This is a genomic window from Sphingomonas sp. KR3-1 (assembly GCF_040049295.1).
Lineage (GTDB): Bacteria > Pseudomonadota > Alphaproteobacteria > Sphingomonadales > Sphingomonadaceae > Sphingomonas.
In genome coordinates, this window is record NZ_JBDZDQ010000001.1 from 1,511,594 (window position 1) to 1,525,142 (window position 13,549).

Annotated in this window: 18 protein-coding genes; 12 read left to right on the top strand and 6 right to left on the bottom strand. The window is 67.8% G+C overall.

Going from position 1 to position 13,549, the window contains the following annotated elements; genetic code table 11:
* Positions 1 to 4: 4 nt before the first annotated feature.
* Positions 5 to 640 carry an HAD family hydrolase gene (locus tag ABLE38_RS07385; RefSeq protein WP_348973511.1) on the bottom strand — a complete coding sequence of 212 codons (636 nt, stop codon included), beginning with the start codon at positions 638 to 640 and terminating at the stop codon, positions 5 to 7.
* Complete coding sequence (locus ABLE38_RS07390) at positions 637 to 903, bottom strand: DUF3572 family protein (protein WP_348973512.1); 267 nt, start codon at positions 901 to 903, stop codon at positions 637 to 639. Before ABLE38_RS07390 ends, ABLE38_RS07385 begins: the two co-directional genes overlap by 4 nt.
* Before the next feature lie 37 nt (positions 904 to 940).
* On the opposite strand from ABLE38_RS07390, the gene ABLE38_RS07395 reads away from it, so the two are divergent.
* Positions 941 to 1,351 carry a response regulator gene (locus ABLE38_RS07395; RefSeq protein WP_348973513.1) on the top strand — a complete coding sequence of 137 codons (411 nt, stop codon included), beginning with the start codon at positions 941 to 943 and terminating at the stop codon, positions 1,349 to 1,351.
* Positions 1,352 to 1,396: 45 nt separating this feature from the next.
* Here ABLE38_RS07395 and rpmG read toward each other — a convergent pair whose 3' ends face one another.
* Positions 1,397 to 1,564 (bottom strand): 50S ribosomal protein L33, encoded by a 168-nt coding sequence (gene rpmG / locus ABLE38_RS07400; RefSeq protein ID WP_025560997.1) that lies wholly within the window; start codon positions 1,562 to 1,564, stop codon positions 1,397 to 1,399.
* A gap of 175 nt (positions 1,565 to 1,739) precedes the next feature.
* Here rpmG and ABLE38_RS07405 point away from each other — a divergent pair, with 175 nt between their 5' ends.
* The gene (locus ABLE38_RS07405; RefSeq protein ID WP_348973514.1) at positions 1,740 to 2,303 is read left to right on the top strand and encodes a TMEM165/GDT1 family protein; all 564 of its coding nucleotides are present in this window, start codon (positions 1,740 to 1,742) and stop codon (positions 2,301 to 2,303) included.
* 109 nt (positions 2,304 to 2,412) lie between these two features.
* Positions 2,413 to 2,910 (top strand): DNA starvation/stationary phase protection protein, encoded by a 498-nt coding sequence (locus tag ABLE38_RS07410; RefSeq protein ID WP_348973515.1) that lies wholly within the window; start codon positions 2,413 to 2,415, stop codon positions 2,908 to 2,910.
* Between the two features lie 54 nt (positions 2,911 to 2,964).
* Here the strand turns inward: ABLE38_RS07410 and ABLE38_RS07415 are convergent, their stop codons facing one another.
* Positions 2,965 to 3,288 carry a hypothetical protein gene (locus ABLE38_RS07415; RefSeq protein WP_348973516.1) on the bottom strand — a complete coding sequence of 108 codons (324 nt, stop codon included), beginning with the start codon at positions 3,286 to 3,288 and terminating at the stop codon, positions 2,965 to 2,967.
* A 35-nt stretch (positions 3,289 to 3,323) separates the two neighbouring features.
* Positions 3,324 to 4,205, bottom strand: a complete 882-nt coding sequence (locus ABLE38_RS07420) for a metallophosphoesterase (protein ID WP_348973517.1) — start codon at positions 4,203 to 4,205, stop codon at positions 3,324 to 3,326.
* A gap of 50 nt (positions 4,206 to 4,255) precedes the next feature.
* Between ABLE38_RS07420 and ABLE38_RS07425 the strand changes: the two genes are divergently transcribed.
* From ABLE38_RS07425 to ABLE38_RS07435, 3 genes are read left to right on the top strand one after another with little or no spacing between them, the layout of a single operon-like run.
* The gene (locus ABLE38_RS07425; RefSeq protein ID WP_348974463.1) at positions 4,256 to 5,833 is read left to right on the top strand and encodes a cisplatin damage response ATP-dependent DNA ligase; all 1,578 of its coding nucleotides are present in this window, start codon (positions 4,256 to 4,258) and stop codon (positions 5,831 to 5,833) included.
* A gap of 15 nt (positions 5,834 to 5,848) precedes the next feature.
* Entirely contained in the window at positions 5,849 to 6,292 is a 444-nt protein-coding gene (locus tag ABLE38_RS07430; RefSeq protein ID WP_348973518.1) for a hypothetical protein, read from the top strand.
* A 10-nt stretch (positions 6,293 to 6,302) separates the two neighbouring features.
* On the top strand, positions 6,303 to 7,136 hold the full coding sequence (locus ABLE38_RS07435; RefSeq protein ID WP_348973519.1) for a DMT family transporter: 834 nt from the start codon (positions 6,303 to 6,305) through the stop codon (positions 7,134 to 7,136).
* 150 nt (positions 7,137 to 7,286) lie between these two features.
* Here ABLE38_RS07435 and ABLE38_RS07440 read toward each other — a convergent pair whose 3' ends face one another.
* Positions 7,287 to 8,114, bottom strand: a complete 828-nt coding sequence (locus ABLE38_RS07440) for a cold-shock protein (protein WP_348973520.1) — start codon at positions 8,112 to 8,114, stop codon at positions 7,287 to 7,289.
* A 210-nt stretch (positions 8,115 to 8,324) separates the two neighbouring features.
* Here ABLE38_RS07440 and ABLE38_RS07445 point away from each other — a divergent pair, with 210 nt between their 5' ends.
* From ABLE38_RS07445 to rpoN, 6 genes are all read left to right on the top strand, one after another.
* Positions 8,325 to 9,143, top strand: coding sequence for a TerC family protein (locus tag ABLE38_RS07445; protein WP_348973521.1), 819 nt, complete (start codon positions 8,325 to 8,327; stop codon positions 9,141 to 9,143).
* Between the two features lie 31 nt (positions 9,144 to 9,174).
* Positions 9,175 to 9,795: a ribonuclease D gene (locus ABLE38_RS07450; protein ID WP_348973522.1), complete on the top strand. Its 621-nt coding sequence runs from the start codon at positions 9,175 to 9,177 to the stop codon at positions 9,793 to 9,795.
* A complete protein-coding gene (lptC, locus tag ABLE38_RS07455; RefSeq protein ID WP_348973523.1) occupies positions 9,795 to 10,439 on the top strand; it encodes an LPS export ABC transporter periplasmic protein LptC in 645 nt (214 codons plus the stop codon). Before ABLE38_RS07450 ends, lptC begins: the two co-directional genes overlap by 1 nt.
* Positions 10,440 to 10,442: 3 nt before the next feature.
* Positions 10,443 to 11,051 carry an LptA/OstA family protein gene (locus tag ABLE38_RS07460; protein WP_348973524.1) on the top strand — a complete coding sequence of 203 codons (609 nt, stop codon included), beginning with the start codon at positions 10,443 to 10,445 and terminating at the stop codon, positions 11,049 to 11,051.
* Between the two features lie 124 nt (positions 11,052 to 11,175).
* Positions 11,176 to 11,952: an LPS export ABC transporter ATP-binding protein gene (gene lptB / locus ABLE38_RS07465; protein ID WP_348973525.1), complete on the top strand. Its 777-nt coding sequence runs from the start codon at positions 11,176 to 11,178 to the stop codon at positions 11,950 to 11,952.
* A gap of 6 nt (positions 11,953 to 11,958) precedes the next feature.
* On the top strand, positions 11,959 to 13,494 hold the full coding sequence (rpoN, locus tag ABLE38_RS07470; RefSeq protein ID WP_348973526.1) for an RNA polymerase factor sigma-54: 1,536 nt from the start codon (positions 11,959 to 11,961) through the stop codon (positions 13,492 to 13,494).
* Positions 13,495 to 13,549: the final 55 nt, after the last annotated feature.

Here is a 13,549-nt window from a genome sequence, read left to right on the forward strand (position 1 = left end):
CTGCTCAACCACTCGCGGCATCGGCGGTCAAGCCTGCGTCGAAGCGCGCCGCGATCCAGCCCTGCGCCTCCAGCCAGTCGTCGATCCGGGCATGCGCGTGCGGCGCCTTCGCCACGCTCGGCGCCAGGCTCGGCTCGGCGACCATGTGGAGGCGGAACACGCCCGGGGCATGCTTCGCCACCGATTCGTGGTGCACCGCCAGATCGTCGACGAACACCGTGACGCTGGGCTGCAGTTCCGCAACCAGCCGCGCGACCGGCGCGCCCTTGCCGCCCTGGTTGCACTCGACCCGGTGCGCGATCCCGTGAGTCGCCAGCTGGGCGATGCGGTGATCGCGGCAATGGTCCTGCAGGTTGGTGAGCACCACGATCTCGGCGCGCTCGGCCAGCGCGGCCAGCGCCTCGCGGGCATGCGGCACCAGGGTCTGGCGCTCCATCTCGGCGGGGAAGAAGCCGTCGAGAAGGCCCCACATCTCCTCGCGCTCGATCACCGACGAATCGCTGCGGCGGCGCATCGAATTGGCGAAGTCCGCCCCGTCGGGGGTGAAGTCGATATCGTGCGTCTCGCCCAGCCAGGTGCCGAAATGGCGGACCATGTGGAGCAGGACTTCGTCGCAATCGGTGATCAGCAGGGGTTTCATGCGCGTTCCAGCGTCGCCCGGGCGGCGACCAGTTGTTCGGGGGCGATGTCAAGCGCCTCGGCGCAGGCGACAAGGTCGGGCTCGTAGGATTCGAGGAAGGAGAGCGTCGCGGCAAGCAGCACCGCCTCGCCGGCGCGTGCGCGCAGCTCGGTGGGATCGAGCCCGGTCAGGTCGAGCAGGCGCCGGGCGCGCGATTCGTCGCCCAACGTCCAGACAAGTGCCTGCAGCGCCAGCGCTTCCGCATTTGTTTCCGCGCTCGCCATACCCTACATCGTCCCAATTGGATCCGGGGGTTAGCGCGTGGCAAAAAGGGTGCTCGTTGTCGAGGACAACGAACTCAATCTGAAGCTGTTCTGCGACCTGCTGCGTGCGCACGGCTTCACCGCCGAGCCGGTGCGCGACGGGCGCGAGGCAGTGGCGCGCGCCCGCGAGTTCGATCCGCAGCTGGTGGTGATGGACATCCAGATGCCGCACGTCACCGGGCTCGAGATCATCCAGCACATGAAGCTCGATGCGCGGCTGCGCACGATTCCGATCATGGCGGTGACGGCCTATGCCGGCAGCAGCGACGAGGAGCGCATCCGCGCCGCAGGGGCGGATGCCTATGTCTCCAAGCCGATCGGGCTGGTGCGCTTCATGGAGGAAGTGCGCGCGCTGATGCCGCCCGAAGGCCCGCCGGCTCAGGGCACAGAAGAAGCCCCGCAGGCCTGAGCGGCCCCGGGGCTTTCTTGCAGACCGGCAATCCGCGTTAGCGGATTACTTGATCTTCGCTTCCTTGAACTCGACATGCTTGCGCACGACCGGGTCGTACTTGCGGAACGAGAACTTCTCGGTCTGGGTGCGCGGATTCTTCTTCGTGACGTAGAAGAAACCCGTGTCCGCCGTGCTGACGAGCTTGATCTTGACAGTGGTCGGCTTGGCCATGACCCGAAACCCTTGAATCTTGTAAAAAAGAAAGAGCGGCACGCTGAGCGCACCGCTGCCAGACGCGGGCACCTGTGCGATTCTCCGCCGAAAGTCAAGGCTGGCGCCGCGCCGGACCATGCTTCACGCGCATTTAACCGTGGCGTGCGCAGGGTGGCCGGCGAAAGGGAGGCACATGGAAGCTCTGGTCCCGGCCTTCCTGCTGGCCGTCATTACCCAGCTTTGCGACAAGCCGGCGACGCTCAGCGCGATCCTCGCCGATCGCTATGGCCGTCCGCTCACCGTGGCGGTCGCCGCCGGGCTGGGGCAGGCCGCGACCAATTTCGCCGCCGGCCTGGGCGGCATCCTCATCGCGCCGATGATGACTCCCAACGCCCGCGCGCTGCTGCTGGCAATGGCACTGATCTTCGGCGCGCTCGGAACGATCGGATCGAACCGCGTGAAGGACCGGCTCGACGGCTGGAAGCTCGGCTCGTTCGTCACCGCGTTCCTGGCCGTGCTGGTCCTCTCCTTCGGCGAGAGCACCCCCTTCTTCACCCTGGCGCTGTCGACCGGCGGCCAGCCCTGGTTCGCCGCGGCGGGCGCGTCGATCGGCGCCTTCGCGGTCATGTTCGTCGCGGCGGTGCTCGGCGAGCGGATCTGGGCGGCCGTGCCCTGGCGCTGGCTGCGCATCCTCAGCGGCATCGCCTTCATGGGCGCCGGCATCTGGATCGGGCTCGGCGCGCTGCGCCTGACCTGACCTGCTTGACCGGGTCGATCACTCAGATCGGGAAATTGCAAGTGCGCCCGCGGACCCGGCGCGGTACCTGTTCGTTGACGTTCCGAACCAAATCCCCCGGGAGGCAAAGATGGCAGACACGAACGCGGCGCTCCGCACCCCCACCGATCTCAACCGCAACGACACCAAGAGCGTGGCGGACGCGCTGAACAGCGCGCTGGCCGATTGCTTCGCGCTCTATTTCAAGACCAAGAACTTCCACTGGCACGTCTCGGGCCCGCATTTCCGCGACTATCATCTGCTGCTCGATGACCAGGCGGCGCAGATCTACGGCATCACCGATGCGATCGCGGAGCGCGTGCGCAAGACCGGCAACAGCACGCTGCGCTCGATCGGCGACATCGCCCGCCGCCAGACGCTCAAGGACAATGACGCGGACTATGTCGCGCCCGGCGACATGCTCGCCGAGCTGCGCGAGGACAATCTCAAGCTGGTCGAGAGCTTCCGCGCGGTGAAGCAGGCGGCCGAGGATGCCGGCGACAATGCCACCTCGGGAATCGTCGACGAATGGACCGACCAGGCCGAGGAGCGCGCCTGGTTCCTGTTCGAGGCTTCGCGCAAGGGCTGAACCGCGCCCTCGCCGGAAAATCAAAAGGGGCCGACTCGCATCGGCCCCTTTTCGTTACTTCACCTTGGCCAGGTCGGCATCGAGCTTGGCGAGGATCTCGTCGGTGATCTTGCCATCCGAATAGGGGGCGACTGCGCGGAAGCTCATTGCCTTGAACTGGTCATAGGCCGGGTGCTTGTCGACATCGCCCAGGCCATCGGCGACCAGCACCGCCTTGGTCGCCTCATTGGCGAACAGCGCCTCGATCGGCGTGTCGGCGCTGAACTTGGCGGCAACGGCGGGCGCAGGGGCCGGAGCCGGAGCGGGTGCAGGCGCGGTCTGGGCAAAGGCGGCGATGGGCGCGCAGGCCAGCGCGGCGGCGGTAAGGATAAGCTTCATTACGTGGAGTCCCCTCCGGTGGTGGAGCGTCGAGCCTAACCCGCTTTTCGTGTCGGCGCTATTACTGCCGGCACCAGGGTAAGCAGCCAGAAATCAGGCGGTGCGCCGAGCCGCAGCGCCGGTCCGCTGGTGCCCATGCCAGCGGTGACGATGACGGTGCGCTCCGGATCATGCACCACGCCGCACCGATAGCGCGGATCATAGAGCCGCTTGGGAGGATCGGGCCAGTCGGTCGCCGCGCCAATCAGCGGAAACACCACCTGCCCGCAATGCGTGTGCCCCGCCAGCAGCAGGTTCACGCTCGGCGGCAGGCGGGGGATCAGCCCGGGCGAATGGGTGAGCGCGACCGCCACGCCGCCCAGACCGGCGGCCGAGCGCAAGGTCGCGGCGACATCGGCGTGCCCCGAGAAGCTGTCGTCGAAGCCCAGGATCGTGAGCGGCCCGCGCCGCACGGCCTGGTTGGCGAGCACGGTCACGCCCGCCGCCTCCAGCGCACGACGCACCGGCCCGGCGCCGGTCCAGTGATCGTGGTTGCCCGGCACCGCAATCACCCCGAGCGGCGGGCGCAATCGCGCAAGCGGTGCGGTAAGCCCGGGTGCCAGGCGCGCGCTCTCGGCGGGGTCATGGCCGTAGATGAAATCGCCGGCGATCAGCACGAGGTCGGGATGCGTCGCCGCGATCTGGTCGGCGATGCGCGTCAGCCGTTCGGCGTCCATCGCGCCACTGCCGATATGGATGTCGCTGAGCAGTGCCACGGTCACCGGCTTCGCGCCTTCGGGCCAGCCGGAAAGCGCCAGCCGCGCGCGCCGCACCACCGGATCGCTGCGCGCCTCATGCCGGGCATAGAGATACATGCCGCCGCCCGCCACGACGGCCAGCGCGGCCAGCCCGATCAGCCATTTGAGAATCGCCTGCATCGCGAACATCGTAACGGGAGCGCATCGGCTGCGCTATGCGTTGCGTCATCATGCGCGCCTTTGCCGACCTGCTCGACAGCCTGATCTACACCCGCTCGCGCAACGCCAAGCTGCGGCTGATCGGCGATTATCTCCGCGCGACTCCCGATCCCGATCGCGGCTGGGCGATGGCGGCGCTCACCGGCACGCTCGACTTGCCGGCGGTGAAGCCCGCCTTGCTCCGCGCGATGATCGAGGCGCGGGTCGATCCCGTGCTCTACGCGATGAGCCGCGACTTCGTCGGCGATTCGGCCGAGACGATCGCGTTGCTCTGGCCCGAGCCCGCGGTGCCGCCGGAGGATGCCGCGCCGCTCACCGTATCCGACGTCGTCGCCACGCTGGGCAGCATCTCCAAATCCGATGCCCAGGCCGCGCTCGCCGCGATGCTCGACCGGCTCGAGGCGGACGAGCGTTTCGCCCTTTTGAAGCTCGCCACCGGCGCGCTGCGCGTCGGCATCTCCGCGCGCCTCGCCAAGACCGCGCTCGCCCAGGCCTTTGGGCTCGATGTCGATGCCGTCGAGGAAGTCTGGCACGGCCTCACTCCGCCCTATGCGCCGCTGTTCGACTGGGCAGAGGGCCGCGGCGCGCAGCCGACCGCGCGCAACGTCCCCGTCTTCCGCCCCTTCATGCTCGCCCATCCGCTCGAGGAGACACAGCTCGACCTCGCCGATTATGCCGCCGAGTGGAAATGGGACGGCATCCGCGTCCAGCTCGTCCATGTCGCAGGCGACACCCGGCTCTACAGCCGCGCCGGCGACGACATCACGCACAGCTTCCCCGAAGTCGCGCGCGCCTTCATGACGCCGGGCGTGCTCGACGGCGAATTGCTGGTGAAGGGCGAGGCGCAGGGCGGGGACGCGGGCAGCTTCAACGCGCTCCAGCAGCGGCTGGGCCGCAAGGTCGTGAGCGCCCGAACGCTGGCCGACTATCCCGCCTTTGTCCGCCTCTACGATATCCTGTTCGACGGCGAGGAGGATCTGCGCGCGCTGCCTTGGTCCGAGCGCCGTGCCCGGCTCGAGACCTTTGTCCCCGCGCTCGATCCCGAGCGCTTCGACATCTCCGCGGTGATCGACGCCGCCGATTTCGCCGCGCTGGAGGAGATCCGCGCCGGCGCCCGCGACGCCGCGATCGAGGGAGTGATGCTCAAGCGCCGCGATTCGCCCTATGTCGCGGGGCGCCGCACCGGCCTGTGGTACAAATGGAAGCGCGATCCGCTCATTGCGGACTGCGTGCTGATGTATGCCCAGCGCGGCAGCGGCAAGCGCTCCAGCTTCTATTCGGACTATACTTTCGGCGCCTGGAACGAAGCGGGCGAGTTGCTGCCAGTGGGGAAGGCCTATTTCGGCTTCACCGACGAAGAGCTGAAATGGCTCGATCGCTATGTGCGCAACCACACGGTCAATCGCTTCGGCCCGGTGCGCGAGACCGACAAGACGCTGGTCCTCGAAGTCGCCTTCGATTCGATCCACGAATCGAAGCGCCACAAATCGGGCCTGGCGATGCGCTTCCCGCGGATCAGCCGCATCCGCAACGACAAGCCGGCCAGCGAGGCCGATACGATCGAGGCGTTGCGCAAGCTCGCCACCTGAGCCACTCTCCGCCGCATGCCTGAAGCCGAACGCATTCCGGCACTGCCGCTCGTCGTCTGCACCCTCGCGGGGCCGCTTCCCGCGTCGCTGCTCGCTGCCTTGGCCGGCAGCGGCGGCGCCGAATCGCTGCTCCGCGTCTGGGGCACGCTCGCGCTGTTCGGGCTCTGCTATGCGCTGGCCATCGGGGTGCCGATCGCGCTGCTGCTGCTGCGCGATCCCGCGCTGCCCTGGCGCCGCTGGATCGCCGCGGCGCTGCTCGCCGGGCTGATCACCACCGCGGTCGTCCTGATCTGGACCGGCTTCAGCAGCGCGCGTCACCTTGTTGCCGGGCAATGGGACGCATTCCAGGTGCTGATCTTCTGGCTGGTCGTGCCGCTCGTGCTGTTCTCGGCGATCGTCTCGCGCGTCCTGGTCGCGCTCTGGCTCGCCCGCACGCGCACCCGCAGCCTCGCCCGATGAACCCTGTGGAGTGAGCCCCGCCCTGCTCGCCCCGGCGATGATGATCGCCTCGGGCTCGATCCATGCGGTGGTCAACGCGATCCTCAAGGGCGGCAAGGACCGGATGGCCGGCCGCGCGGTCATCGACGGCTCGAGCGCGCTGATCCTGCTTCCGGCCATCTTGCTGGTGCCGCTGCCCGCCGGGGCCTGGGGCTGGATCGCCGGCACCGCACTGGTCCATTGCCTCTATCTCTACGCGCTCGTCCGCACCTTCGACCTGAGCGACTATTCGGCCGCCTATCCGATCCTGCGCGGCACCGCGCCGCTGGTCACCGCGGCGCTCTCGATCGGCGTTTTGGGCGAGCCGGCTTCCGCGCGCCAGCTGACCGGCATCGCGCTGATCGGCGCGGCGATGTTCGTCATGGTCGCCGGGCGCCATATCGGCCGCGCCGGGCTCGGCTGGGCGCTGCTCACCGGGCTGAGCATTGCCGGCTATACCGTGATCGACGCCCACGGCGTCCGCGCCGCGCCGACACCGGCGAGCTATATCGTCTGGATGTTCGTGCTGATGGGGATGAGCACGGTGACGATGTTCGCGCTGCTCTCGAAGGGCGCGATCTTCGCCGCAGCAGCCCGGCAATGGCGCCCGGGCGCGGCGGCGGGCGCGCTGTCGATCCTGACCTATGGGCTGGCGCTGTCCGCGCTGGCGATCGGCCCCACCGCGCCGCTGGCGGCGCTGCGCGAGACCGGCATGGTCACCGCGCTGGTCATCGCCACGCTCTTCCTCGGCGAGAAGGTCACGCGCGGCCGGATGGCCGGCGTCGCCGGGATCCTTGCCGGCGCGGTGCTGATCCTGGCGTCCTAGCATCAGAAGTCGCTCCCCGGCGAAAGCCAGGGTTTCTCTGCCGTATCGCTCGTGACACTGGGCCCGGCCTCCGCCGGGGAACAGGCACGCCCAAAACAAAAGGGCCGGACGTTTCCGCCCGGCCCCTTGTTTGCTTGCCTTAGGCTAGCCTCAGCTACCCGGCGTGAGGTTCACTGCCGCGTACTTGCCGCGACGATCGACCTCGAGCTCGAACTCGAGACGGTCGCCCTCGTTGAGCGTCGGCATGCCTGCACGCTCCACGGCCGAGATGTGCACGAACGCATCCGGCTGGCCGTCGTCGCGCTGGATGAAGCCGAAGCCCTTCATGGCGTTGAAGAACTTGACCGTGCCGGTCGCCTTCTCGCCCGTGAGCTGGCGCTGCGGGCCGCCGCGATCGCCGCCGCCGAAGCCGCCACGATCACCACCGCGATCGCCGCGATCCTCGCGCGGAGCGCGCTCTTCGACCGGCATCGGCTCGCCGTCGATCTTCAGCTCGGTGGCCGAGATGCGGCCGCCGCGATCGACGAGCGTGAAGCCCAGCGGCTGGCCTTCGGCCAGGCCGGTGAGGCCGGCCTGCTCGACTGCCGAGATGTGCACGAAGACGTCTTCGCCGCCATCGTCACGAACGACGAAGCCGAAGCCCTTCTGGCCGTTGAAGAACTTTACGACGCCGGTGCCTTCGCCGATGACCTGGGGGGGCATCCGGTTGCCGCCGCCGAAGCCGCCGCCACCACCGCCACCGCCGCCGCCGAAGCCACCACCGCCGCCGCCGCGGTAACCACCGCCGCCGCCGCCGCCGTAGCCGCCACCGCCGCCGCCGCCGCCGAAGCGGTCACCGCCGCCGAAGCCGCCGCGATCGCCGAAGCCACCGCCGCCGCCATAGCTGCTGCCGCCGCCAAAATCATCGCCGCCAAAGCCATCGCGCTTGTCACGGCCACGTCCGCCGCGATCCCCACGGCGCCCTTTATCGAAACTCATGCCCTGTTCGTCTTCCCGGTTCGCCCAAAATCACAATCAAAGTCCAAGCGCCGGACGAAAAACGCAGGTCTTCCAGCGCAAAAAACTGCGCCATAGAATCGGCCATAGCCCAAAATCGGACAGCGAGCGAACTAAATTCGACTTGAACAAGGCGAACCATCGTTAACCGCGGCGCTTGCGCCACAATCGGGGGCGCGGCAGAGGTGGAAGATGGATGCGATCCCCGAATTGCTCGCCAGCCCGGCCGCCTGGGCCGCGCTCGTCACGCTGATCGTGATGGAGGTGGTGCTCGGAATCGACAATCTGATCTTCATCTCGATTCTCTCGAACAAGCTGCCCGAGGAGATGCGCCAGCGCGCCCGCCGAGTCGGCATCAGCCTCGCGCTGGTCATGCGCCTCGCGCTGCTCACCGGGATCAGCTGGATCATCAGCCTGAAGAACACCGTGTTCTCGCTCGGCCTCTACGGCCCGCTCGATTCGCACGGCGAACGCGCCTTCGAGACCGATTTCTCGTGGAAGGACCTGATCCTGCTCGCCGGCGGCCTGTTCCTGATGTGGAAGGCGACCACCGAGATCCACCATTCGATCGACGACGACGCGCATGACGAGTCGGACCAGTTGCTCGACAAGACGAAGAAGACCGTCTCGCTCGGCTTCACCGCCGCGATCGTCCAGATCCTGCTGCTCGACATCGTCTTCTCGGTCGATTCGATCCTGACCGCGGTCGGCATGACCGAGCATGTGCAGATCATGTACGTCGCGGTGGTCGTCGCGGTCGGCGTGATGCTGCTCGCCGCCGATCCGCTCGCCAACTTCATCAATCGCAATCCCAGCGTGGTGATGCTCGCGCTCGGCTTCCTGCTGATGATCGGCATGGTGCTGATCGGCGAGGCATTCGGCGCGCATATCCCCAAGGGCTATATCTACACCGCGATGGGCTTTTCGGCCGCGGTCGAGGGGCTCAACATCTGGTCGCGCAACGCCCGCGCCCGCAAGGCGGCGGGCAAGCGGCCGCCTTCGGACCATTGAGCCCGGCGCCGAACGAGTCTAGGCGGCAGGGATGACTGTGCATTTCCACGAAGAAGACATCCCCGAGGGCCTGTTCGCGCCGGGCGCCTCGATCGCCGTCGACACCGAGACGATGGGGCTGATCACGCCGCGCGACCGGCTGTGCGTCGTCCAGCTGTCCGATGGCTCGGGCGACGAGCATCTCGTCCGCTTCGGCCCGCGCTCGAACTACGACGCGCCCAACCTGCGCATGCTGCTCGCCGATCCCGAGCGGCTGAAGCTCTATCACTTCGCCCGCTTCGACCTGGCGGCGATCCGCTTCTATCTCGGCGTCACCGCCGGCCCGGTCTATTGCACCAAGATCGCCTCGCGCCTGGTGCGCACCTATACCGACCGCCACGGCCTCAAGGACCTGGTCCGCGAGCTGGTCGGCGTCGAGATCTCGAAGCAGCAGCAGAGCTCGGATTGGGGCGGCCCCGAACTTTCCGAGCCCCAGCGTGAATACGCAGCGTCCGACGTGCGTTACCTCCACGCAATGAAGATCGAACTCGACAAGCGCCTCGAGCGCGAAGGCCGCACCGACCTCGCCCAGGCGTGCTTCGATTTCCTGCCGGCGCGCGCCGAGCTCGATCTCGCCGGCTGGCCCGAAACCGACATCTTCGCGCACATCTGATGTCGGAGGTCGCCGCACGCCTTCGGTCACAGAAGCGCGGCTGGGCGCACCCCGGCAGCGCGCATGATCGAGTCGTACGGATCTCACTGTTCCTGCTGCCGATCGGCATCGGCGTGCTCTCCGCCTTCCTGATCCTCGCGCCGCTGCTCACCAAGGGCGATGTCAGCTTCGTGCTCGACAAGAACAAGGTGGCGATGGCGACCGAGCGGCTCCGCCTCGAATCGGCGGTGTATCGCGGCGAGGATTCGAAGGGGCAGCCCTTCCGCCTCAACGCCGGCTCGGCGATCCAGAAGAGCTCGGCCGAGCCGATCGTCCAGCTTAACCAGCTCGCCGCGGAGATCACCCTGCCCGAGGGTCCGGCGACGCTGAAGGCGGACAAGGGCCATTACGACATGAACAAGGAACAGGTGTCGAGCGACGGCCCGGTCAAGTTCCAGACCGCCGACGGCTATGTCCTCGACACCCAGAACGCCACCGTCGACCTCAAGACCCGCAAGATGGAAAGCGGTGGCGCAGTCACCGGCAAGACGCCGACCGGCGTGTTCAGCGCCAACAAGCTGACCGCCGACTTGGAAAACCGCACCATCTCCCTAGATGGCAATGCACGCTTGCGGATTACCCCCAAGCGCGCGAATAGGCGCTAAGACATGATCCGTGCGACTGCCCTGCTTCCGATCGGCTTCACGCTGGCACTGCTTGCCGCGTCGCCCGCGGCTGCGCAGCAGCGCCACGACAGCAACGCGCCGATCGATTTCGGGGCGCAGCACATCGAGCTGCAGGACAAGCAGAACCGCGTCCTCCTCTCGGGCAGCGTCAACATCAAGCAGGCGGAGATGACGTTGCTCGCCGCGCGCGTCACGCTCGCCTATCAGGGCCAGATCGCCAACGGCTCGCCCGAAGTCACCCGGATCGACGCATCGGGCGGCGTCACCGTCACCCGCCCCGACCAGAGCGCGACCGGCCAGTATGCGGTGTACGACGTCAACAAGCGGATCATCACGATGGTCGGCAGCGTCACGCTCAAGCAGGCGGGCAATGTCGTCTCGGGCGGGCGGCTGATCATCAACCTCGACACCGGCCGCGCGACCATCGACGGTTCGGGAGTCGGCGGCTCGGCAACGCCGGGCGTGCCTGGCGGCGTGCAGAGCCGCGGCGGCCGCGTCACCGGCCGCTTCAACGTGCCCCAGCGCAAGGACGCTTCGCCGGTTTCGGGCAGCATGGCGCCTGCCCCCGCCACGCCGGCACCCAAGCAGTAATCGCCCTTTTTCCACGGCACGCCGCGCGGGCCCTTCCCTTCCCGGCCCAGTTCATGCAGGAATCCTGCCAATCGCCGCGGAAGAAACCCGCCGGTAACGCGAACCGTCCATGCAGGGACCGAGTATGACCGACGCCGCAACCCTCGAAACTCCCGTCGCCGATCCCGCGCCGCTGCCCGACAAGGGGCTGGCGGTCGTCTCGATCGCCAAGTCATACGACAAGCGCGTGGTGCTCACCGACGTGTCGGTCTCGGTCGGCCGCGGCGAGGTCGTCGGCCTGCTCGGCCCCAACGGCGCCGGCAAGACGACCTGCTTCTATTCGGTGATGGGGCTGGTGAAGCCCGACAGCGGCCGCATCATGCTCGATGGCGAGGACATCACCCGCCTGCCCATGTATCGCCGCGCGATCCTCGGCCTCGGCTATCTGCCCCAGGAGACCTCGATCTTCCGCGGCCTCTCGGTCGAGAAGAACATCCTGGCGGTGCTCGAGCTTGCCGAGCCGGACAAGGCCGCGCGACAGCGCCGGCTTGACGAGTTGCTCGAGGAATTCGGCCTCACCCGGCTGCGCGCCGCGCCCGCCATGGCGCTGTCCGGCGGCGAGCGCCGCCGCGCCGAGATCGCCCGCGCGCTCGCCGCCGACCCAACGATCATCCTGCTCGACGAGCCGTTCGCCGGCATCGATCCGCTGTCGATCTCCGATATTCGCGACCTGATCATCCAGCTCAAGAAGCGCGGCATCGGCGTGCTGATCACCGATCACAATGTCCGCGAGACGCTCGACATCGTCGATCGCGGCTACATCATCTATGACGGCCGCGTGCTCTTCGCCGGCTCGCCGGGCGATCTCGTCCGCGACGAGAATGTCCGCCGCCTCTATCTCGGCGAGAGCTTCGAGCTTTAAGCACGCATGAGTCTCGCGCCTCGCCTCGATCTGCGCCAGTCGCAATCGCTGGTGATGACGCCGCAGCTGCAGCAGGCGATCAAGCTGCTGGCGCTGTCGAACCTCGAGATCGAGACCTTCATCGCCGAGGAGCTCGAGAAGAACCCGCTGCTCGAGAATAACGGCACCGGCGGCGACGAGCGCGAGAGCGGCGAACCCGCCGACGCCTCCGAGCCCGATCCCGACTTTGTCGAGCGCGACGGCCCGGCCGATGCCAGCGAACTGCTCGCCGGCGGCGGCGAGGCGAGCGGCGAAGCCGCGCTCGACGTCGATTTCGCTGCGGAGACCTTCCACCACGACAGCGGCAGCGACACGCTGGGCGCGCGCGGCGGGCTCGACGGCAGCCTCGGCCTGACCGGCGCGAGCGGCGCCGGCGCGCCCGAGGACGGCCCGGACTTCGACAATTTCGGCAGCGCCGACCTCAGCCTTGCCGATCACCTGATGGCGCAGGCCGGCGCCACCATCGACGGCGCCGACCTGTTCATCGCAGCGCATCTGATCGACCAGATCGACGAGACCGGCTATCTCACCGCGCCGCTGCTCGACATCGCCAACCGGCTCAATGTCGCGCTCGCTCGAGTCGAGGCCGTGCTGGCGACGATCCAGACCTTCGATCCCACCGGCGTCGGCGCGCGCACCCTGGCCGAGTGCCTCGCGCTCCAGGCCCGGGAAGCCGATCGCTACGATCCCTGCATGGCGCGGCTGCTCGACAATCTCGATCTCGTCGCGCGCGGCGACCTGCCCCGCCTCAAGCGCATCTGCGACGTCGATGACGAGGATCTGGCGGACATGATCCGCGAGCTCAGGAACTACGATCCCAAGCCCGGCTGCCGCTATGGCGGGGAACCGACGCTGGCAGTGACGCCCGACATCTTCGTCGCGCGGCGCGGCGCCGGCTGGGCGGTGGAGATCAACGCCGCCACCCTGCCCAGGCTGCTGGTCAACCGTGCCTATTATGCCGAGGTCTCGTCGGGCCCGCAGGACAAGGCGAGCAAGGCCTGGCTGTCGGACATGCTCGCCAGCGCCAACTGGCTGGTCAAGGCGCTCGACCAGCGCCAGCGCACGATCATCAAGGTCGCGTCCGAGATCGTGAAGCAGCAGGAAGCCTTCTTCCTCAAGGGCGTCGCCCATCTCAAGCCGATGACGCTGCGCCAGGTCGCCGAGGCGATCGAGATGCACGAATCGACGGTGAGCCGCGTCACCTCGAACAAATATCTCAGCTGCGCGCGCGGGCTGTTCGAGCTGAAGTATTTCTTCACCTCGGCGATCCAGTCGTCCGAAGGCGGCGATGCCGTCTCCGCCGAAGCCGTGAAGAACGCGATCCGCACGCTGATCCAGGCCGAGGATCCCAAGAAGATCCTCTCCGACGACACGCTGGTCGAGCTGCTCAACGCCAAGGGCTTCGACATCGCTCGCCGCACCGTCGCCAAATATCGCGAGGCGATGGGGATCGGCAGCTCGGTCCAGCGCCGCCGGCAAAAGGCGCTCGAGGGCGTCGGCTGAGCCTCTGCGCAAAGGCGATTCAGAATTTGGTAGCCAGCCGCTCCTATAATGGAGT